Source organism: Xylophilus sp. Leaf220 (assembly GCF_001421705.1).
GTDB lineage: Bacteria > Pseudomonadota > Gammaproteobacteria > Burkholderiales > Burkholderiaceae_C > Xylophilus.
Window position 1 is genome coordinate 273,737 of record NZ_LMKO01000026.1, and the last position, 18,920, is coordinate 292,656.

Here is an 18,920-nt window from a genome sequence, read left to right on the forward strand (position 1 = left end):
TTGATGCGTTGCGATGGTCATGCCCCTGCGAATGCCGCCGGCACGTACTCGGCCACGGGCCGGTTGCGGTAATCGACCGGGCGCTGGCGGGCGATCCGCAGCACGCCGGCGCGCACCATGTTCTTCACGGTATTCATGGCGGCCTCGTAGCCGACCGTTGCCTCTGCCGCCAACTCGGCCAAGGTAGGCGCGCGCTCCTCGGTGGCCAGCCTGCCCGCTGCCTGCAGCAGCGCCTGGCGCACTTCACCGGCCGGCCTCATGCGGCACCGCCGATCTCGGGAAAGCCGGCGGCGGCCGAGCTGGCCACCTGGCGGGCATGTAGCGCCGCGTCGAGCGCATGCATGGCAGTGACCAGCTCACCCATGCCCCGGCGGTACCGGGCCGCCTCGTTCGCGGTGATGGTGCCGTCTGCCAGGGCGTCGCAGGTCTCGGCCGCCACCCTGCCGAACGCGGAGTTGGCGGCGCTTAGCCGGCGCATGCAGTCGTCGGCGTCCATGTCGGCCCCCTCCGGCAGCGGCACGCACATCTGGCCGCACTTGCCGGCGAACGCATGCAGGATGCGCAGGTCGCCCGACATCACGGTCATCTTGACCGCGTCCTGCAGGCCCAGCTTGGCGGTGCCTGTGCGGCGCAGCTCGTGCGACAACGTCGTCGGGTTGCGGTCCATACGCCGCGCCAGGCCGGCCGTGCCGCCATCTTTGTAGTCCTCGCCAACGTTGTACGCGGCGTCCAGAACGCTCATCACCATCACTGCCCCCAGGCGCTGTTGTTATGGACCTGCCCAACCCTGCAAACGACACTGCAGTCAGAAGAGGAAGAGGTCCGATGAAAAAAGAAACTGCCGAAAAGAAAGCCCGCACTGCCCCTGCGCACCCAAAACGCCGTGCCTGCCCGCACGACGCCCACGGAGGAGGACCGAGATCTCAAACAGGTGCGCCGGATATGACGGCAGTGCGGGGGAAAGGGTGTCTGCCCGCACATCCTGGTGCGCGCCACGCGATTGGTTCTGCCGGCTTAGCCATGAGCTGTCGCCTTGGCGGTGAGCGGCACTTGTTGCAGCGCGTCTGCCAGCTGCGCCGGGTATTGCTTCCGCGCCCATGCCGCGACCACTCGGTCTTCAATTCGGCGAGGAAGAACCTCAGGCCAAAGAGACACCGCGGACGGGGAAATGCCAACGGAATCGGCAGCGGCTGTAGCGCTACCACCAAGCAAACCAATAGCGACTTTTTTATCCATGGCGCCATGTTAGCCGGCTTAATGTCGTTCGACAAGTGCACTAACTACGCTAAGTGATTAAATACACTTAATGAGTACGCTTAAAGATCGCATCGCCAAGGTGATGCAGGAACAGAACCTGTCCATGGCAGCCATTGCGCGTGCAGCGCGCGTTTCCAGCAGCGCCGCAAGCCAATGGGCCAGTGGCGCCGTGAAGACCTTGAAGGCCGATACCGCAGCCCATCTGGAAGCCGCGACCGGCTATAGAGCCGCATGGTGGTCGACAGGGCAACCTCCTGCGCGCGCCGCGTCGCCTGAGATGGGCGGCGAAGCTGTCGTAGCCTTTGACGAAGACGGTGAGCTGCCTGACGGGATGGTGCTGATCCCCCAGTCAAAAGTCCGCTTCTCAGCTGGCGATGGTCAATTCTTTATCGAGGACGATGTGCAAGACGACGCCCCGCCAGCTGCCTATCGCCTGTCCTGGTTCTCAGGGCAGGGCATGAATCCATCGAGGGTCCGCCGATTCGAGGTGAAGGGGAACAGCATGTCGCCTACCTTGTTCGACGGCGACAGGGCCCTGGTCGACATGGGCGAGACCGAGATCATTGATGGCCGTGTGTATGCGATTCGCTACGGGGACGAACTCAAGATGAAGCGCGTTTACAAGCGCCTTGATGGCGGCTTGATTTTGCATAGCGACAACCCCGACCACCGGCCCCAGGATGAGGAGCTGCCCGCAGCACTGGTCCAAGAGCAGATCGCCGTGATCGGGCGCGTCCGAGAGAGAGCAGGACACGGGGGGCTTTAGCGCTCTAATCTTTATTCTGTTAGTGCACTTGACGCTACTTAGTTAGCCGGCTTAACATTGCACCACGCGCCACTTATGGCGTGGTGGAGAAGCAATGTTGTCTAGCCAAACGCGCACCTATCGCGCACACCTGATCCCCGCCGGCGTCCTGCCGGAAAACATCGAGACCCTGGCCGCTGTCGGCGGTCTGGAATCGATCAACCTCAAGTCCACTGACGGCGCGTCGGCCATGGTTGCCGCGCACAAGGAAAGTGGCCTGCCCGTGCACTCCATCGAGCGCATCGAGGCCTGAGGCACGTGATGCAGACGTCTGCACACACCGCCGATAGCGCGGACACCGAACTGGAGATCCTCCGACGCGCCGAGGGCTTCATGCTCGGCTTCGAGGGCGACACCAGCCAGCCCGGCGTAGATGACCAGTTGGCCAACCTGCGCTATCTGATCGACAAGAAGCGCGCCGCGTCTGCGGCCAGCCAGCTTCTCGACCTGGCCCGCCATGTGGCCGACCTCGATCTCCAGGCGGGATGGGTGGGAGGCGGGACGCTTGCGCGCTTAGTCATCGACGCGCAAAACGCCCTGACCGCTGCGGGAGAGCGGCCATGACGCGCGCTGTCACCTTCACAGCGGCCCAGGTCGCCGCCTTGGTCGAGCAGGGCCGTAAGGAGGCCGTCAAGGTCTCCAACGAAATGCACGCGGAGCTGCTGGCGCATCTGGAGCGGGTGCCGGCGAATGCCATCGTGCTGCCGGGCGGGCCGTTGAAGATGGTCCGAGCCAGCGATAGCTACATCGCCATGGAGTCAGACGACAAGTCGCGCGAGATCGACATGTTTCTGTACCACGACGGTTCCTGCGCCGGCTGTTGGCTGGTGGCCGAGGCAGCGACCGACCAGCAAGGCAAGGAATGGACGACCCGCCGTCGCCCTATGCGCCCCGACGACTTCGGCACGCTGTTCGAGGTGCGTCCATGAGCCGCGCTCACCATCAGCGGTCTGGGATGGCCAGCCACTCCGCGTCCGTCAGCCCGCCAGTCCTGATCCACAGCAATTCCGCACGCGCCAGCACCTCCGGCGTGGCCCAGGCCGGCACCGGGTGCCTGTCGGGTGCTAAGCGGCGGATGTCCGGGTCGTATGCCACGCGCTTGACCGTGTTGGCCAACCCGTATGCCACCAGCTGCTCGCTGGCCGTCTCCGTGATGCGCATGTGCCGCCCGTTGTACGCCGCTGCGCGGCGCTTCACCGGGTCCAGCAGCAGCGTGTACGGCAGTTCCATCTTGTCGATGTAGGAGAGCTCAGCCATGGTTCAAATCGTCCATATCGTCGGGCCACAGGGATGCGGCAAGTCTACGTTGTGCCTTCAAATCGTCCAGCAGTTGGCAGGGCAAGGCCTGCGCACGGTGGTGCTGGAAGAGGAGCAGCATCACCATTTCCACCGGTGCAGCGCGGAGCACGTTCGGGCCATGCATGCCGGCCAGGACGCAGTGCTGATCGAGCACAGCTCCCCGGACACCATCGCGCCGGATAGCCAGCGCAGCGACTTGCGCATTCCCGCAGGCCCTACGCACTACGACTCCGTGGCGCTGGTGCCGCATGCCGTGCAGATGATCCTGCAGCGGATGGGCAGGGTGCCCGCATGAACGCCTACCGCATAACCGTGGCGGGCCTGCAGTACATCGCCATCGCCTCCAGCCAGGCCCAGGCCGCGCTGGATGCCGACCGGCTGCACCCGGGGGCCTGGGCAGCCCAGGTCACGCCGCTGCGGCGGGCTGGAGAGCGCCATGCGCATTGACACCCGCCCCTACGTCGAGCTCGACGGCCCCCACCGCCCCCGCCGGCGCCTGGCCGTGCACGCCATCGCCTACCTGCTGGTCGTCGCCATTCTGGTGTGCGGGGTGGTGGTGAGCATGGCCGCCCCCCTTCCCTACTGACCGGAGGCCACCCATGCCTGCGACCCCCCTCGTGCAGACGTCTGCACACACCCCCGAGCCGGATCTGTTCGGCATGGACCCGGCCAACCTTCCAGACATGACGGCGGCAGTCGTCGTGCTGCGCGGCCGCGTGATCGCCGACGCCAAGGTGCAGATCCAGGGCACCGGCCCCGACCACAAGACGGCAGCCGTGGTGTCGGTCGACCTGCTGTACGAGGGCCCTGGCGGACACACGGTGCACGTCGAGGAGGTGTTTCCCCTCACCCACCGGGCGGCGGCCGATGGCCGCGCTGCGCAACTCCGCCGTGGAGTGCTGGCCGAGGCGATCGCCCCGGTGCACCGCTTGCAGCTGGTGCTCTCCCACGCCCATTCCATCAAGCCGGTACCGGCGCACTGACCCCATGGACGAAGTGATCCCCCTGGCGCGTATTCAGCGCGAGGCGCAGGCAGCGGCTACCCGCTACAGCGACCTCAATGCCGCGTGCCCCTACCCCTTCGGCTCCGACGCCGCTCACGCGTTCTGCGCTGAGTTCAACCAGGCCCGCGCCGACGTGGCCGCATCCCAGGAGAAGACATGCGAAACCTGATCTGGCAACTGGCCGCGCGCCTGCTGTCGCGCCCGGCCGTGGCCGCCTACCTGGTGGAGCGCGCATCGCGCACACCGTACACCGACATCCGCTCTGACGACGGCAGCGAGATCTACATGCGCCGCGGCTGGCTGTTCAACCCCTACGGCCGCGGCACCGATGGCGAGCAGCTGCCGGCGCGCTTCAGCTGGCTTCCCAGCGTGCGCATCCACCACATCTGCCGAGCTGACCAGGACCGGGACCTGCACGACCACCCCTGGAACGCCCGCACGGTGGTGCTGCGGGGCTGGTACGAGGAAGAACGGCCGTGGGCGGCGCTGACCGCCCAGCAGGCCATGCGCGTCGACGGCCTGAGCGACGGCCCCGAAGGCGTGCGCGGGCTGTTCCACCGCAGCGCCGGCTACTCGGGCCGGCTGCTGTTCGGCCAGTACCACCGCATCAGCACCGTCTCTCCAGGCGGCGTGTTCACGCTGTTCATCACTTGGCGCAAGCGCGGCACCTGGGGCTTCCTGGTCGACGGGCACAAGGTCCCATGGCGCACCTACCTGGGCTTGCAGGAAGGCAAGAGCAAATGAGCGCCACGCCTCCCACCTTCACGATCGGCGCGAATCCGGTGCGGCCCACGCGCTTCCACCCAGTGGACAGCGCCGATCCGCGAAACATCTTCGCCCGCCCAACCTATGCGGGCCCGGAGCTGCGCCCCACCAGCGTTCGACCTGCACGCGATGTCGGGCTGGATATGCCCAGCCGCGTCGGCAGCACGCTGCGCTACCGCGACGGCCGCATCACCGACTTGGCCGGCAACCCCATCACGGAGGCTCCATGAGCACCCCCACCCTCCCCGCCGGCGTCGACGCTGAAATGCGCATGCTGGCCGTCAGCGCAATCGAAGAGAGCCTGACCAACCCTCGCACCCACTTCGACCAGGTCAAGCTGCAGGAGCTGGTCGACAGCATCGTCGACGGCGGCGTGCACCAGCCGATCCTGGTGCGGCCGCTGCCCGGAAACCGCCTGGCGGACACCTTCGGCTTCCGCCGCACCGGCGAGCCGCTGCCCACGCACGAGCTGGTCTCCGGTGCCCGCCGCCTGCGCGCCTGTCGCATCGCCAAGGTGGCCGACATCCCTGCGCTGATCCGGCCGCTGACTGACGACCAGGTGCTCGAAATCCAGATCGTGGAGAACCTGCAGCGCGACGACCTGAGCGAGCTGGAGGAAGCCGAGGGCTACGAACGCCTCATGCAGCAGCCCGGCCGCACTGTCGAGCAGGTCGCCATCAAGATCGGCAAGAGCAAGGCGTATGTCTACGGCCGGCTGAAGCTGACCGCCCTCTGCCAAGACGCACGCAAGGCGCTGCGCGAGGGCCAGATCGACGCCAGCAAGGCCCTGCTGATCGCCCGCATCCCCGACGAGAAGCTCCAGCTGCAGGCGCTCAAGGTTATCGCCGAGGCCAACTACCGCGGCGATTCGATGGGCTACAGGGAGGCTGCCGACTACGTGCAGCGCACCTTCATGCTGCGGCTGGACAAGGCCCGCTTCAAGATCACCGACGCTACCCTGGTGCCAGGTCGGCCGGCCTGCCCCGACTGCGAACTGCGCACCGGTGCCTCGCCGGATCTGTTCAACGACGTCAAGGCGGCAGACACCTGCACGCTGCCCACCTGCTTCCGCAGCAAGGAAGAGGCCCACGATTCGCAGGTGCTGAAGGCGGCCAACGACCGCGGCCAGCGCATCATCGCCGGCAAGGAAGCCAAAGAGCTGATGCCGCACAGCTACGACAAGGTGAAGGGCTATGTGCGGCTGGACGATGTCGCCGACTCGCCGACCAACGAGCCACTGCGCAAGCTGCTCAAGGTCGAGCTGCAGACCCAGGGCGTGGTGCCGGTGCTGGTGGCGAACCCGCACCGCGACGGCGCCCTGATGGAGGTACTGCCGGTGGCCACGGCATCCGAGCTGCTGAAGCTGTCCGGTGAGGGTGCATCGGCCCGCAGCGTGGAGCGCCAGCAAGGTATCAGCAAAGAGGAGGAAGCCAGGCGCGAACGTGAGCGGATGGGCGAGAAGATCGAGACCACCTGGCGTAAGCGGGCCGTGGAGGTGTGCGCCCAGGCGCTGACTGTCGCCGACAACGCCGCCCAGCCGGTCCCCGACAGCATCCTGCGCATCCTGGCCGGCCGCATCGCCGGTTCGCTGACGGCCGAGCCGGCGAAGATCATCGCCCAGCTGCTCGACGTCGGCACGGTCGACGCCCGGGCCGGACTGGTCGAGTACGTGAGCCAGCCGCACATCCAGATCGCGCCGGTGCTGCGCCTGTTGGCGATGGCTCCGCACCTGCACTACCAGGAATATGTGCGGCCCGAGCACCAGAAGCCGGACGCTATCGACGCGAACGGCGCCGCGCTGCAGCTCGACCTGGCCCAGCTGCGCAAAGAGGTGGAGAAGGAGATCAAGGACGCGGCGAAAGCCAAGGCCCAGCGCGCCGCCGATAAGCTGCTGAAGGCATCCATACCCCTCGCCCCTGCTGCGCCGGCGGCGGGGGGTGCGGGGGTCAAGCCTGAAACCGGGTCCAAAGCCAAGAAGCCCACCGCGAAAACCTCGCCTGCGGCGCGCGCCGTTAAGCCCAAAGCCACCGCGGCCGAAGCCGCTCGCGATATTGCCGCTGCGCTGCAGGCGGCCGAGGGTGCAGATCCGGGTGCCGCTGACGCGGCACAGAGCGACGAGGGGCATCCGCGTCTTCGCGCGGATGCGGTTGCCTCTGCCGAGGTAGCAGGGCCAGCTGCCGCCGACCTCGAATCTGCCTGGAACATGGCCTTTCCACCCCACAAACCGGCGCGCGGAACAGCCAGCGCCTCCAGCAAAGACGACAAGCCGGCGGAGCACCAGATGGGCCTGGCCGTGGGCTTCATGGCCGGCCAGCGGGTAGAGGTGAAGCCGAACGCCACCGGGCCGGGCGCCAAGTACCGCGGCCGCATGGGCAACGTGACCAGCAGGATGGGCGACCGGGCCTACATGGTCACGATCACCGGCCGCAACGGCGGCATGGCGAAGTCGCTCAGCTTTGACGAATCGGAACTGGAGGCTGCCGAATGATCGCTGCCCTTTATGTCGAGCCTGAGGGCTCCTACATCGGATTGCCACACGTTGATGCCTGGGACGAGGCGCGCGACGCACGGCGCTACGCCGGCCCGTATCCGGTGGTTGCGCATCCGCCTTGCCAGCGATGGGGAAGGTACTGGCACGGCGCACCTTGCAAGCCGCACCAGTTCCGCATGGGCGAAGACCAGGGGTGCTTTGCCTCAGCCCTCACGGCTGCTCGTAACTACGGGGGAGTCATTGAACACCCGAAGGACTCGCATGCTTGGCGGCACTACGGCCTGACACCCCCACCGGCCGCGGGCGGATGGGTGCGTGCAGATACTTTCGATGGATGGACCTGCTGCGTCTGGCAGGGCCACTACGGACACTTTGCGGGCAAGGGGACTTGGCTGGTGGTGTACGGCGTCGTTCAAGCCGACCTGCCTGAGCTGATTTGGGGCCCGAGCGAAAGCGGCCCGACACCAGCGATGGTCGAGCGCTACGGATACGCAAAGGCGCGCCGTGTTGGCCGCATGGCGCTGGTCGGCGGAAAGGACAAGACCAAGATCCGCAATGGCACGCCAGCTCCGTTCCGCGATCTGCTCATCAGCATCGCCCAGCGGGCTTCCGCCGAGAAGGCCCAGCCCCCGCTGACAAGACCCATATGCCGCGACTGCGCCGACTTCGGCCCAACTTGCCCGAACAGCGGTACGCCCTGCGGTTTGACTGGTGCTGCCGCCAAGGACCCCCAGCGATGACGGGCGCAACCCTCACCACCGACCATCTGCCGAGCGCTGCCGGCACCGTCATCCAATCACCCACCGCCGGCCAGCAGCTGGCATTGCTAGGAGTCTTAGCATGAAGCCGGCCTATCTTGAAAAAGGCGACGCCGCTCAATACCTGGCGATCTCCGAATCGACCCTGGAGCGCCTCGTCCGCCAGCAGAATTTGCCACAGCCACGCCTACTGTCGGGCCGTCGCACGGCGTTCCTCGTACGCGAGCTGGACGAGTGGGCCGAGAGCCGCCCAGTATCCGACCTGCCACCACCTCCCAATACGGGCAGCCGGCGGACTAAGGCTGCTGCGCCATCTGCTCCAGCCTCTCGGCCAAACGCGTAAGCCAGTCGCGCCGCTCGGCGTCGTAGCGGTGCAGGTTGTAAACGCCCACGATGCCCGACGGCATATGCCCCAGCACCGCTTCGGCCACCTCCTGGGGGCACCCCATGGCCGCCAACAGGGTCCGGGCAGTGCGGCGCAGATCATGCGGCGCCCACCGCGTTACGGGCAGCCGGGCGCGCTGGTACTGCGGCTGAGTGTTGCTGTAGGGCATACGCCAGTGGACCGCCACGCCAATGGTCTTCTGCTCGACGTAGCCGTATCTCCCTCTTGAGGGGAAGACGTAACCGCCCGGATAGGCCTGAAGCCGTCGCAGCACTACCGCCCGGGCCCGGCCGACCAGGGGGACTCGCAGATCTGTTGCGTTTTCGTGCCGGGCATTCTTCGTCTTGTTTTTGGGCACCGTCCACCACAAGCCGTCGACCTCCTCGCGGATCTCATCGGCATGCATTGCGGTGACCTCCCCTCCACGGGCACCCGTCCACAGCATTAGGGTCAGCGCATCCTCACCCAACTGCGTGAAGTTGGGTAGCCAACGAATCAGCTCCCCCACTTCTGCCGGCGACAAAACGCGCTTTGCCGTACCGATAGATTCGCCGAGGAGCTTGCGACCCTTGCTGCGCAGGCGTCCACGCATGATCAAGCGCCACCAGTTAGGAGCACTCTCCGGCAAACGCCCAGCATCGAGTGCGTAGTCCCAGGCGGCACCGAGCTCCTGGCGCAGATACGCGGCCTGCACGGGTGTCTTCGCAATGCTTTCGAGGAACGCAAACGCCTGTGACCGGGTAAGCGCCGACGCCTTCAACTTGCCAAAGTCGCCCAGGTTGCCATCGAACATCCTGCGCACCTCTGCCGCGCCTTTGGGCTTGCGATGGGAATCAATGTGCCCTTCTAGGTATTCGTCGACCACCTGCCTTACGGTGTCACGACGCGACGCCGTCGTCGGCAGCACGGCGGCCGCTTTGGCTCCTCGACGTTCGACGGCCGGATCTTCGCCGTCGTCCCGCCGCTGCCGTAGTGCTTCCCAGGCAACAACCGCGGATGCAAGTGACATGGCTGGCCATGCACCGATCGCGATCTGTCGCATTCGCCCATCGACCGGCGACTTATAGCGGTATGTCCACGTCCGCCTGGTGGCAGTCGCCTTCAGCCGCAGCCCCGGAGAGCCCTCCACCATAATGTGTTCGCCAGGCTTCAATAGCTTTGCCGCCCGCGCGTCGAACTGCATGCGTGAACCTCACCGGCGTAACTTCCCTGATGACCATTACGCCGCCCGGCGTAACTACTGTGAAATCAGGCTGCGAAAGCTACGCCAAAGGGCGAAGTGTAGTGCTGTTCACAGAAGCGTAGTAACGCGAACCCAATCAAGCCTTTCGGCTTAAATCTTCATGCCCAGCAGCGAGTTAGCTTCGCCATCCGTTTTAGATCAAGCACTTACCAGCGGAGATTTTTCACAACACACGCCGATGATGGCCCAGTACCTCGGCCTCAAGAAGGACTTCCCCACCACCCTGCTCTTCTACCGCATGGGGGATTTCTACGAACTCTTCTGGGAAGACGCCGAAAAAGCCGCGCGGCTGCTCGACATCACCCTCACCCGGCGCGGCCAGTCGGCGGGGCATCCGGTGGCGATGTGCGGCGTGCCCTTCCATGCGATGGAGGGCTACCTGGGCAAGCTGATCCGGCTGGGCGAATCGGTGGCGATCTGCGAGCAGGTGGGCGAGGTGGGCGCGTCGAAGGGGCCGGTGGAGCGCAAGGTGGTGCGGGTGGTGACGCCCGGCACCCTGACCGATGCCGAGCTGCTGGGCGACAAGTCCGAATCGGTGCTGCTCGCGGTGCACCACGGGCTGCGCAACACCATCGGGCTGGCGTGGCTCTCGGTCACCCAGGGCGAGATGCAGCTGGCCGAATGCACGCCCGATGCGCTGGAGAGCTGGCTGGCGCGCATCGCGCCCAGCGAGCTGCTCTACAGCGCCGACGCGGCCAGTGCCATCGCGCAGCGCCTGCAGGCCCTGAGGCGCAACACGCCCTACGCGCTGACGGCCCGGCCCGAGTGGCAGTTCGACGCCACGCTGGGCCAGAACCGGCTGCTGGAGCAACTGGGCGCGAGCAGCCTCTCGGCCTGGAACGCCGACACCCTCGTCCATGCGCACGCCGCCGCCGCCGCGCTGCTGGCGTTCGCCGAGCACACCCAGGGCCGGGCGCTGTCGCACGTCAAGACGCTGCGGGTGCAGCGCGACGACGAACTGATCGAGCTGCCCACCCTCACCCGCCGCAACCTGGAGCTGGTGAAGACGCTGCGCGGCGAAGACGCGCCCACGCTGTTCTCGCTGCTCGACACCTGCATGACCGCGATGGGCAGCCGGGCCCTGCGCAGCTGGCTGCTGGAGCCGCAGCGCGAGCGCCGGCAGGCGCAGCGGCGGCTGGACGCCATCGGCGCCCTGCGCGGCCAGCACGGCAACGGCCCGTTCGGCCGGCTGCGCGAGCAAATGAAGGGCACCAGCGATGTGGAGCGGATCACCGCCCGCACCGCCCTGCGCCAGGTGCGGCCCCGCGAGTTGGTCGCGCTCGGCCATTCGCTACAAAAATCAGAGCGCCTGGTCGAGGCACTGTCCGGGCTGGCGGCACTTTTCGATCTGATCTCCGAGGATCTGCACCCGCCGGCCGAGGCGATCGGCCTGTTGCACCGCGCCCTGCTGCCCGAGCCGGCCGCCCTAGTGCGCGATGGCGGCGTGATCGCCACCGGCTTCGACGCCGAGTTGGACGAGCTGCGCGCCATCCAGGAGAACTGCGACGGCTTCCTGCTGGACCTGGAGACCCGCGAGAAGACCCGCACCGGCATCGCCAACCTGCGGGTGCAGTTCAACCGGGTGCACGGCTTCTACATTGAGGTGACCACCGGCCAGCTCGACAAGGTACCCGACGACTACCGCCGCCGCCAGACGCTGAAGAACGCAGAGCGCTTCATCACGCCCGAACTCAAGGCGTTCGAGGACAAGGCGCTCTCCGCGCAAGACCGCGCCCTGTCGCGCGAAAAATTTTTGTACGAGCAGGTGCTCGACGCGCTGCAGCCCCACGTGCCGGCGCTGGGCCGGGCGGCCAAGGCGCTGGCGACGGTCGATGCGCTCTGCGCGCTGGCCGAGCGCTCCCTCACGCTGGGCTGGTGCCCCCCCACCTTCGCCAAGGAGCCCTGCATCGAGATCGAGGCCGGCCGCCATCCGGTGGTCGAGGCGCGGCTGGCCGAAGGCTACGGCGCGCCGGGGGGCGCCGGCAACTTCATCGCCAACGACACGCGCCTGGGCGCCAAGCAGCGGATGCAGGTGATCACCGGCCCCAACATGGGCGGCAAATCGACCTACATGCGCCAGGTGGCGCTGATCGTGCTGCTGGCCTCAGTCGGCAGCTACGTGCCGGCCGCCCACTGCCGCCTGGGGCCGATCGACGCGATCCACACCCGCATCGGCGCGGCCGACGACCTGGCCAACGCCCAGTCGACCTTCATGCTGGAGATGACCGAGGCGGCGCAGATCCTGCACACCGCCACCCGGCACAGCCTGGTGCTGATGGACGAGATCGGCCGTGGCACCAGCACCTTCGACGGCCTGGCCCTGGCGGCCGGCATCGCCGCCCACCTGCACGACAAGGCGCAGTGCTTCGCCCTGTTCGCGACGCACTATTTCGAGCTGACGGAGTTCCCGGCGCAGCACCACGGCGCGATCAACGTGCACGTGAGCGCGGCCGAAACGCCGGGCAGCCCCAAGGGCGGCGGCGGCATCGTGTTCCTGCACGAGATCCAGCCGGGGCCGGCCAGCCGCAGTTACGGCATCCAGGTGGCCCGGCTGGCGGGCATGCCGTCGATCGTGCTGCAGCATGCGCGGCAGGCGCTGGCGGCGCTGGAGGAAAAGGCCACCGCGGGGCAGGTGCAGGTGGATCTGTTCGCCGCGCCGCCCGATCTGCCCGAGAGCGCGGCGATGGATGCGCTGGAGACTGCGCTGCACGGGATCGACCCGGATGCGCTGAGCCCGCGGGAGGCGCTGGAGGCGCTGTACCGGTTGAAGAAGATCGCGGTGCGGGAGCATCGTTGAATTTTTGTCGTAGCTCTGGATTCGGACCGGGGCCTGGAACGGGAACGGGGCGGGGCCGGGAACCGGGGCCGCAGTGTCTTGTTGGGAGGCCGGCGCGGGTGGGGCGGGAGCCCGCCGCTCATACGCCCTACGGGCTTTTTGAAATCGCGGCGGACTCCCGCCCCACCCACGCCTACGCCGACGGAACAGCGACGGCGTTGCACGCGTCGTTGCGGGGATGGTGCCGTTGCATGCCGCGTCGGCTGGTACGCCCTTGCTGCTCCCCTGCAACCAACAATCCTCCTCTCAGCATTCGCGCTTCAACGAAAAGCGGGAGCGGGGTGGACGCCGGGGGCGATTTCAAAGAGTCCGTAGGACGTATGAGCCCCCCCGCTCCCGCCCCCACCACCCCCGAACCCGAGCCCGAGCCCCAGACAACGCCCCAAAAAAACACGAACGCCCTTCTTTCACGCCCTCGCAACCGACCCGCACTAAACTCCCCCTTTGCCCCGACCAGACTCCCCATGACCTATTGCGTCGCCATCAAGCTCAACGCCGGCCTCGTCTTCCTGACCGATTCCCGCACCAACGCCGGCCTGGACCAGATCAGCACCTTCCGGAAAATGATCGTCTACGAGAAGCCCGGCGACCGCTGCATGATGCTGCTCTCGGCCGGCAACCTCAGCATTTCGCAGTCCGTCCGCGAGATCCTGCAGATCGAGCAGCTGAAGGAAAGCGAAGACAGCGAGCCGATCACCATCTGGAACGCCACCAGCATGTTCGATGCGGCCCGCGTCCTGGGCCAGGCGGTGCGCCACGTCTACGAGCGCGACGCCGAGGCGCTGCAGCACGCGGGCGTCGACTTCAACGTATCGCTCATCTTCGGCGGCCAGATCCGCGGTGAAGGCATGCGGCTGTTCCAGGTCTACTCGGCCGGCAACTTCATCGAGGCCACGCCTGAGACCCAGTATTTCCAGATCGGCGAATCCAAGTACGGCAAGCCGGTGCTCGACCGGGTCATCACCCCCGAGACGCCGCTCGACGAGGCCGCCAAGTGCGCGCTGGTGTCGATGGACTCGACCCTCAAGTCGAACCTCTCGGTCGGCCTGCCGCTCGACCTGGTGGTGTACGAGGCCAACACCCTGCGCACCGACAAGATCGTGGCGATCGACCAGGACAACCCGTACTTCCGCATGCTGCACGACAGCTGGGGCCAGAAGCTGCGCGAGGTGTTCGACAGCCTGGAGCAGCCGGTGTGGGACGACAGCAGCACCGATGTGCCGCTCAAGCAACCCGACGGCCGCACCAAGCCGCTCAAGAAGCTGACCAACCCGAACGAGAAGCTGATCTAGCCACCTGCCCGTTCCGCAGGCCGCCGCCATGCCGCTGATCGTCTTCTCGCATGCCAACAGCTACCCGGCGGGGACCTACGGCGTGCTGTTCGGCCACTTGCGGGCACAGGGTTTCGACATCGCCGCGGTCGAGCGCTTCGGCCACGACCCGGCCTACCCGGTCACCGACAACTGGCCGCACCTGGTCCGGCAACTGGCCGACTTTGCCGAGCGGGCGGTGCGCGACCATCCCGGGCCGGTGTACTACGTCGGCCATTCGCTCGGCGGGTTCCTGAGCCTGATGACCGCCTGCCGGCACCCGCGCCCGGCAGGCCGTGCCATCGACGGCGTGCTGCTGCTCGATTCGCCCCTGCTGAGCGGCTGGCGTGCGGCCCTGGTGCAGATGGTCAAGACGACCGGTACCGTCAGGTCGGTCGGGCCGGGCGCGATCAGCCGGCGCCGCCGCAACCGGTGGGAGAGCCTGGAGCAGGCCACCGCGCATTTCTCCGCCAAGCCGATGTTCGCCGCCTGGGACCCGCCGGTGCTGGCCGACTACCTGGCGCACGGCACGGTCGACGTGGACGATGGCGGCCGCGGCCTCGCCTTCGAACCCGCGGTGGAGACCGCGATCTACAACGCCCTGCCGCACAACCTGCCCGGCCTGCTGCGCCGCCATCCGCCGCCGTGCCCCGTCGCCTTCATCGGCGGCACCCGCTCGGCCGAGCTGCGGCAGGTGGGACTGGCGCTGACCCGGCGGGTCACCGAGGGCCGGATCACCATGCTGGACGGCAGCCACCTGTTCCCGATGGAGAAACCGGCCGCGACCGCCGCCGCCATCGCCACCGCGTTGCAGGCACTGGCCCCCGCTGCCGCCAGGCGCGCCGCCTAGGCGCCGGCGGCCCGAGCGAGCGGCTGCCGTGCAGCCGCCTCAGCCCCGCGCCGCCGGCTCGTAGCCACAGGCCCGGTTGCGGCCCTGGTCCTTGGCGCGGTAGAGCGCCTCGTCGGCATGGCGCAGCAGGTCTGCAGCCCGGGTGGTGCCGTCGACGCAGGTCGATACGCCGATGCTGACCGTGATGGTGCCGTAGACCGGGTGGTGCTGGGCGGCGATGGTCTCGACCAGTTCGCGGGCGGTGCGCAGCCCGTCCTCGATACCGGTTTCGGGCAGCAGCACCACGAACTCCTCGCCGCCGAAGCGCGCCACCACGTCGGTCGCCCGCAGCCGCAGCCGCAGGACGCCGGCCAGCATCCGCAGCACCTCGTCGCCCACGCCGTGGCCGAAGGCGTCGTTGACCCGCTTGAAGTGGTCGGCGTCGATCATCAGGATGCTGAGCGGCCGGTGGTTGCGGCGGGCGTCGGCCAGCGTGCGCTCCAGCAGCGGATCGAACGCGCGGCGGTTGAGCAGGCCGGTGAGCGCATCGGTCTGCGCCTGGCGGCCCAGTTCGGCGTTGGCGGCCTCCAGGGCCAGGGTGCGCTCGCGCACCTGGTCCTCCAACGCCTCGCGGGCACTCACCAGCCGCTGGGTCATGCTGCCCAGCGCATCGGCCAGGGTCTGCAATTCGGCGCTGCGGGCGGTGCGCGGGATCCGCGCGTTGGGCACGCCGGCCTCCAGGTCGCGGGCCGCGCGTGCCATGCGGTTCACGTCGGTGCTGAGCCGGTGGGCGGCCAGGCCGGCCAGCAGCGAGCCGATCAGGGCGGTCAGCAGGCCGATGGCCAGCGCCTGCCGGGTAGCGTCCTTGACCTCCAGAAAGGCCCGGTCGGCCGGCTCGCGCGCGACGATGGTCCAGCCCAGGTCGCTCACCGGTGCCCGGGCCGCCAGCTTCACCGCCGCGGTGAGGTAGGCGACGCCGTCGTACCACGGCACGACCGTCGCCCCCACGCTGCCGGGCGGGATCGGCGGCAGGCGGACGCCGGCGTCGGCCAGCTTCTCGCTCTGGCCGGCCGGGGCGTAGATCAGGTTGCCGGCCTGGTTGAAGATGAAGATCTCGATGCCCAGGTCTCGCGCCTCGGCCGGCAGTACCGTCCCGATGATGTCGGCCGCCCAGGACCAGCTCGCGTGGACGCCCAGCACGCCGATGCGCCGGCCGTCGACCACCACCGGCCCGGCATAGTCCAGGAAGCGCAGCGGCTCGCCGCTGGCCTGCGGCGGCAGCAGCGACGCGAGCAGCTTGGCCGGGTGCAGGTCGCCCACGAAGAGCTGCTCGCGGCCCTGCTGGAACCATGGCCGCTCGCGCACGCTCTGGCCTTCGAGCAGGCCGCCGAGCGCCGACTGCACCGTGCCGTTCGCATCGGCCACGCCCACCCACATCGTCGCGGGCTGCGCCGCGTGGATCATGTCGACCGCCTGCCGGACCTGCGGCGACGCCAGCCCGCCCTGCCACAGCTCGGGCCGCCCGACCAGGTTGGACACGATGTCCGCATTGGCCTGCAGGCCCGCGGCCAGCACCTGCGACGCGTTGGACGCCACGAACACCAGCGAGCGCCCGGCATCGGCCCGCACCCGGCCGCGGAGCATCTCGCCCAGACCGAAGGTCAGCACCACCGACGCCAGCACCACCAGCGTGCCGAACACCAGCGTGAGCTGGACCTTCAGGCTGGGCGCCGGCGGCGCGGGGGTGGGATCGACCATGGCGGCATTCTAGGAGCAGCCCCCCGCCGCTGCCCAGGGGGGAAGTCGGCGAGAATCGCAGGCCCGGCCGCGGCGCCTGCCGCGCCACCCGCCCCGCTGCCCGCACCCTCTTTCCCGCCTCCATGACCTCTCTTTCCGCCGCCGACCACGACCCGTCCTCCACCCCCGGCGAGGACGACGGCGACGCGCCGGTGCAGGAGGCCCGCCGCTGGCGCGCCAACGGCTGGACGGCCCAGGTCATCAAGAACGAGGACGACGACGGCTGGGCCGTGTCGATGACCCAGCACGGCCAGTCGGAGCCGGCCCTGGTCGGCCCGTGGACGATGGGCCGCGACAAGAAGAACCCGAAACCGCTCGACACCTCCGCCTTCTCGACCCTGGTCAAGACCGCCTCCGAGGTGCTGCGCCGCCACGAGCAGCAGCTGCAGGCCCAGTTGCACCGCGAGATCGAGGTCGAGGCCGGCCCGGCCGGCCAGCGGATGCGCGTCACGCTCGACATCACCCCCGACGAGGACAACCCCAGGGCCGAACTGCGCGCCTACGACGAAGCCGGCGACGAACAGGGCCATGCCCGCGTGTCGCCCGGTTTCCGGTTGACCCGTGCCAGCGCGATCGCCTGGATCGACAGCGGCTATGCCCGGCCGCGCTGACGCCGTCGTCGCCCCTTCCAGCGCAGAGGCCGACCGTGGCTGACCCGCTGGTGCCGGTGCGGGAAGACGAGATCGAGTTCAGCGCGATCCGGGCCCAGGGAGCGGGCGGGCAGAACGTCAACAAGGTCTCTAGCGCGATCCACCTGCGCTTCTCGGTCCCCGCCTCGTCCTTGCCCGACGAGATCAAGGCGCGGCTGCTGGCCCTGTCCGACCAGCGCATCACCGCCGAGGGCGTGGTCGTCATCAAGGCCCAGACCACCCGCAGCCAGGAGCAGAACCGCGCCGACGCCATCGCCCGGCTGCAGGCTTTGGTCGACAGCGTGGCGGTGCTGCCCAAGCGCCGCAAGGCCACCAAGCCCAGCTACGGATCGCAATTGCGGCGGCTGGACGGCAAATCCACCCGCAGCAAGGTCAAGCAGCTGCGCGGGCGGGTGTCGGGCGGCGACTAGGCGCCTGCGCGCCGCGGCGGCTCAGTCCGCCCAGACGACCAGGCCGCTCCAGGCGGTCGCCAGCACCACGATGCCGAAGGCGATCCGGTACCAGGCGAAGGGCACGAAGCTGTGGCTGGCGATGTAGCGCAGCAGCCAGCGCACGCAGACCCAGGCGCTGACGAAGGAGAACAGCAGGCCCACCGCGAACATCGGCACGTCGGCCACCGTCAGCAGCGCACGCTCCTTGTAGAGGCTGTAGGCACCGGCGCCGACCAGGGTCGGGATCGCCAGGAAGAACGAGAAATCGGTCGCCGCCTTGCGCGAGAGGCCCAGCAGCATGCCGCCGATGATCGTCGCGCCGCTGCGGCTGGTGCCGGGCACCATCGCCAGGCACTGCACCAGGCCGACCTTCAGCGCGTCGAGCGGCGTCATCTCGTCGACCGAGGCGATGCGGGTGGCGCTGGGCGGCCGGCGCTCGGCCCACAGGATCACGAAGCCGCCCAGGATGAAGGTGGTCGCCACCACCACCGGGGTGAACAAATGCTCCTTGATCGCCTTGCCGAACAGCAGGCCCAGCACCACCGCCGGCAAAAAGCCGATCAGCACGTTGAGCGCGAAGCGCTGCGCCTGGCGCTGGTGCGGCAGCGCGACCAGCGTCTCGCGCAGCTTCTGCCAGTAGACGAGGATCACCGCGAAGATGGCGCCGGTCTGGATGGCGATGTCGAACACCTTGGCCTTCTCGTCGTCGAAGCCGAGCAGCGCGCCAGCCAGGATCAGGTGGCCGGTCGAGGAGATCGGCAGGAATTCGGTGAGGCCTTCGACGACCCCCATGGCGGCGGCCTTGGCCAGTAGAACGGTATCCAAACGGGTGGCTCCTAGAACAGCCCGCGATTATCGCCAGCGTACTACTGCACGCGGCGGGCAGCCTCTGTCGGCAGCGGGCAAGTCGCCACAACCCACCGGCCTGCAAACCGGTTTGCTATAACTTCAATAGTCCGCCCTGAACAACCCGCAAGCCGTTGATCTGGTTCGTAGTTCTTCGGGTTGATGGGCGCGGGATTTGCAAGATATGGTTTTGCCAGTACCTGTTTTCTTGCAA

At 68.0% G+C, this 18,920-nt stretch carries 25 protein-coding genes; 19 read left to right on the plus strand and 6 right to left on the minus strand.

The genetic code is table 11. The features are described 5' to 3' along the window. Positions 1-17 precede the first annotated feature (17 nt). Positions 18-260 carry a hypothetical protein gene (locus ASE76_RS18505; protein ID WP_055843005.1) on the minus strand — a complete coding sequence of 81 codons (243 nt, stop codon included), beginning with the start codon at positions 258-260 and terminating at the stop codon, positions 18-20. Next, the gene (locus ASE76_RS18510; RefSeq protein ID WP_082448731.1) at positions 257-742 is read right to left on the minus strand and encodes a phage regulatory CII family protein; all 486 of its coding nucleotides are present in this window, start codon (positions 740-742) and stop codon (positions 257-259) included. Before ASE76_RS18510 ends, ASE76_RS18505 begins: the two co-directional genes overlap by 4 nt. Before the next feature lie 564 nt (positions 743-1,306). On the opposite strand from ASE76_RS18510, the gene ASE76_RS18515 reads away from it, so the two are divergent. The 4 genes from ASE76_RS18515 (at position 1,307) to ASE76_RS18530 (ending at position 2,991) form a co-directional block, all read left to right on the plus strand. Continuing rightward, complete coding sequence (locus tag ASE76_RS18515) at positions 1,307-2,023, plus strand: S24 family peptidase (RefSeq protein WP_082448723.1); 717 nt, start codon at positions 1,307-1,309, stop codon at positions 2,021-2,023. A gap of 94 nt (positions 2,024-2,117) precedes the next feature. Continuing rightward, positions 2,118-2,315 carry a hypothetical protein gene (locus ASE76_RS18520; protein ID WP_055843011.1) on the plus strand — a complete coding sequence of 66 codons (198 nt, stop codon included), beginning with the start codon at positions 2,118-2,120 and terminating at the stop codon, positions 2,313-2,315. An 8-nt stretch (positions 2,316-2,323) separates the two neighbouring features. After that, on the plus strand, positions 2,324-2,626 hold the full coding sequence (locus tag ASE76_RS18525; RefSeq protein WP_055843012.1) for a hypothetical protein: 303 nt from the start codon (positions 2,324-2,326) through the stop codon (positions 2,624-2,626). Next, positions 2,623-2,991 (plus strand): hypothetical protein, encoded by a 369-nt coding sequence (locus ASE76_RS18530; protein WP_055843014.1) that lies wholly within the window; start codon positions 2,623-2,625, stop codon positions 2,989-2,991. The genes ASE76_RS18525 and ASE76_RS18530 overlap by 4 nt, the downstream gene beginning before the upstream one ends. A 13-nt stretch (positions 2,992-3,004) precedes the next feature. Here ASE76_RS18530 and ASE76_RS18535 read toward each other — a convergent pair whose 3' ends face one another. Continuing rightward, positions 3,005-3,319, minus strand: a complete 315-nt coding sequence (locus tag ASE76_RS18535) for a hypothetical protein (RefSeq protein WP_055843016.1) — start codon at positions 3,317-3,319, stop codon at positions 3,005-3,007. On the opposite strand from ASE76_RS18535, the gene ASE76_RS18540 reads away from it, so the two are divergent. The 10 genes from ASE76_RS18540 to ASE76_RS21490 all read left to right on the plus strand — a co-directional run bounded on the left by ASE76_RS18540 (position 3,318) and on the right by ASE76_RS21490 (position 8,722). Next, positions 3,318-3,656 carry a molybdopterin-guanine dinucleotide biosynthesis protein MobB gene (locus ASE76_RS18540; RefSeq protein ID WP_055843018.1) on the plus strand — a complete coding sequence of 113 codons (339 nt, stop codon included), beginning with the start codon at positions 3,318-3,320 and terminating at the stop codon, positions 3,654-3,656. The two genes, ASE76_RS18535 and ASE76_RS18540, sit on opposite strands and share 2 nt — an antisense overlap. After that, the gene (locus tag ASE76_RS20750) at positions 3,653-3,808 is read left to right on the plus strand and encodes a hypothetical protein (RefSeq protein WP_156362899.1); all 156 of its coding nucleotides are present in this window, start codon (positions 3,653-3,655) and stop codon (positions 3,806-3,808) included. The genes ASE76_RS18540 and ASE76_RS20750 overlap by 4 nt, the downstream gene beginning before the upstream one ends. Then, a complete protein-coding gene (locus ASE76_RS20755) occupies positions 3,798-3,947 on the plus strand; it encodes a hypothetical protein (RefSeq protein ID WP_156362901.1) in 150 nt (49 codons plus the stop codon). Before ASE76_RS20750 ends, ASE76_RS20755 begins: the two co-directional genes overlap by 11 nt. Positions 3,948-3,960: 13 nt before the next feature. After that, positions 3,961-4,344 (plus strand): hypothetical protein, encoded by a 384-nt coding sequence (locus tag ASE76_RS18545; RefSeq protein ID WP_055843021.1) that lies wholly within the window; start codon positions 3,961-3,963, stop codon positions 4,342-4,344. Positions 4,345-4,348: 4 nt separating this feature from the next. Further along, positions 4,349-4,534, plus strand: a complete 186-nt coding sequence (locus ASE76_RS18550; RefSeq protein ID WP_055843022.1) for a hypothetical protein — start codon at positions 4,349-4,351, stop codon at positions 4,532-4,534. After that, positions 4,522-5,109 (plus strand): hypothetical protein, encoded by a 588-nt coding sequence (locus ASE76_RS18555; protein WP_055843024.1) that lies wholly within the window; start codon positions 4,522-4,524, stop codon positions 5,107-5,109. The genes ASE76_RS18550 and ASE76_RS18555 overlap by 13 nt, the downstream gene beginning before the upstream one ends. Beyond that, on the plus strand, positions 5,106-5,360 hold the full coding sequence (locus tag ASE76_RS20760) for a hypothetical protein (RefSeq protein ID WP_156362903.1): 255 nt from the start codon (positions 5,106-5,108) through the stop codon (positions 5,358-5,360). The genes ASE76_RS18555 and ASE76_RS20760 overlap by 4 nt, the downstream gene beginning before the upstream one ends. Then, entirely contained in the window at positions 5,357-7,618 is a 2,262-nt protein-coding gene (locus tag ASE76_RS18560) for a ParB/RepB/Spo0J family partition protein (protein ID WP_055843026.1), read from the plus strand. Before ASE76_RS20760 ends, ASE76_RS18560 begins: the two co-directional genes overlap by 4 nt. Then, the gene (locus tag ASE76_RS20245; protein WP_201781885.1) at positions 7,615-8,361 is read left to right on the plus strand and encodes a hypothetical protein; all 747 of its coding nucleotides are present in this window, start codon (positions 7,615-7,617) and stop codon (positions 8,359-8,361) included. The genes ASE76_RS18560 and ASE76_RS20245 overlap by 4 nt, the downstream gene beginning before the upstream one ends. Positions 8,362-8,461: 100 nt before the next feature. Next, positions 8,462-8,722 (plus strand): helix-turn-helix domain-containing protein, encoded by a 261-nt coding sequence (locus ASE76_RS21490; protein WP_082448724.1) that lies wholly within the window; start codon positions 8,462-8,464, stop codon positions 8,720-8,722. On the opposite strand, the gene ASE76_RS18565 is transcribed toward ASE76_RS21490, so the two are convergent. After that, positions 8,676-9,947 carry an integrase family protein gene (locus ASE76_RS18565; protein ID WP_055843029.1) on the minus strand — a complete coding sequence of 424 codons (1,272 nt, stop codon included), beginning with the start codon at positions 9,945-9,947 and terminating at the stop codon, positions 8,676-8,678. The two genes, ASE76_RS21490 and ASE76_RS18565, sit on opposite strands and share 47 nt — an antisense overlap. Positions 9,948-10,185: 238 nt before the next feature. Between ASE76_RS18565 and mutS the strand changes: the two genes are divergently transcribed. The 3 genes from mutS (at position 10,186) to ASE76_RS18580 (ending at position 15,003) form a co-directional block, all read left to right on the plus strand. Further along, entirely contained in the window at positions 10,186-12,804 is a 2,619-nt protein-coding gene (gene mutS / locus ASE76_RS18570; protein WP_369793421.1) for a DNA mismatch repair protein MutS, read from the plus strand. Positions 12,805-13,307: 503 nt separating this feature from the next. After that, positions 13,308-14,135: a proteasome-type protease gene (locus ASE76_RS18575; RefSeq protein ID WP_055843032.1), complete on the plus strand. Its 828-nt coding sequence runs from the start codon at positions 13,308-13,310 to the stop codon at positions 14,133-14,135. Between the two features lie 28 nt (positions 14,136-14,163). Beyond that, positions 14,164-15,003, plus strand: coding sequence for an alpha/beta hydrolase (locus ASE76_RS18580; protein WP_055843034.1), 840 nt, complete (start codon positions 14,164-14,166; stop codon positions 15,001-15,003). Between the two features lie 39 nt (positions 15,004-15,042). Here the strand turns inward: ASE76_RS18580 and ASE76_RS18585 are convergent, their stop codons facing one another. Continuing rightward, a complete protein-coding gene (locus ASE76_RS18585; protein ID WP_055843036.1) occupies positions 15,043-16,740 on the minus strand; it encodes a diguanylate cyclase in 1,698 nt (565 codons plus the stop codon). A 122-nt stretch (positions 16,741-16,862) separates the two neighbouring features. Here ASE76_RS18585 and ASE76_RS18590 point away from each other — a divergent pair, with 122 nt between their 5' ends. Together ASE76_RS18590 and arfB are read left to right on the plus strand one after the other, a co-directional pair. Next, positions 16,863-17,390: a hypothetical protein gene (locus ASE76_RS18590; protein WP_201781886.1), complete on the plus strand. Its 528-nt coding sequence runs from the start codon at positions 16,863-16,865 to the stop codon at positions 17,388-17,390. Between the two features lie 35 nt (positions 17,391-17,425). Next, entirely contained in the window at positions 17,426-17,839 is a 414-nt protein-coding gene (gene arfB / locus ASE76_RS18595) for an alternative ribosome rescue aminoacyl-tRNA hydrolase ArfB (RefSeq protein WP_055843038.1), read from the plus strand. A 21-nt stretch (positions 17,840-17,860) separates the two neighbouring features. Here the strand turns inward: arfB and ASE76_RS18600 are convergent, their stop codons facing one another. Continuing rightward, positions 17,861-18,685: an undecaprenyl-diphosphate phosphatase gene (locus ASE76_RS18600; protein ID WP_055843040.1), complete on the minus strand. Its 825-nt coding sequence runs from the start codon at positions 18,683-18,685 to the stop codon at positions 17,861-17,863. Positions 18,686-18,920 lie beyond the last annotated feature (235 nt).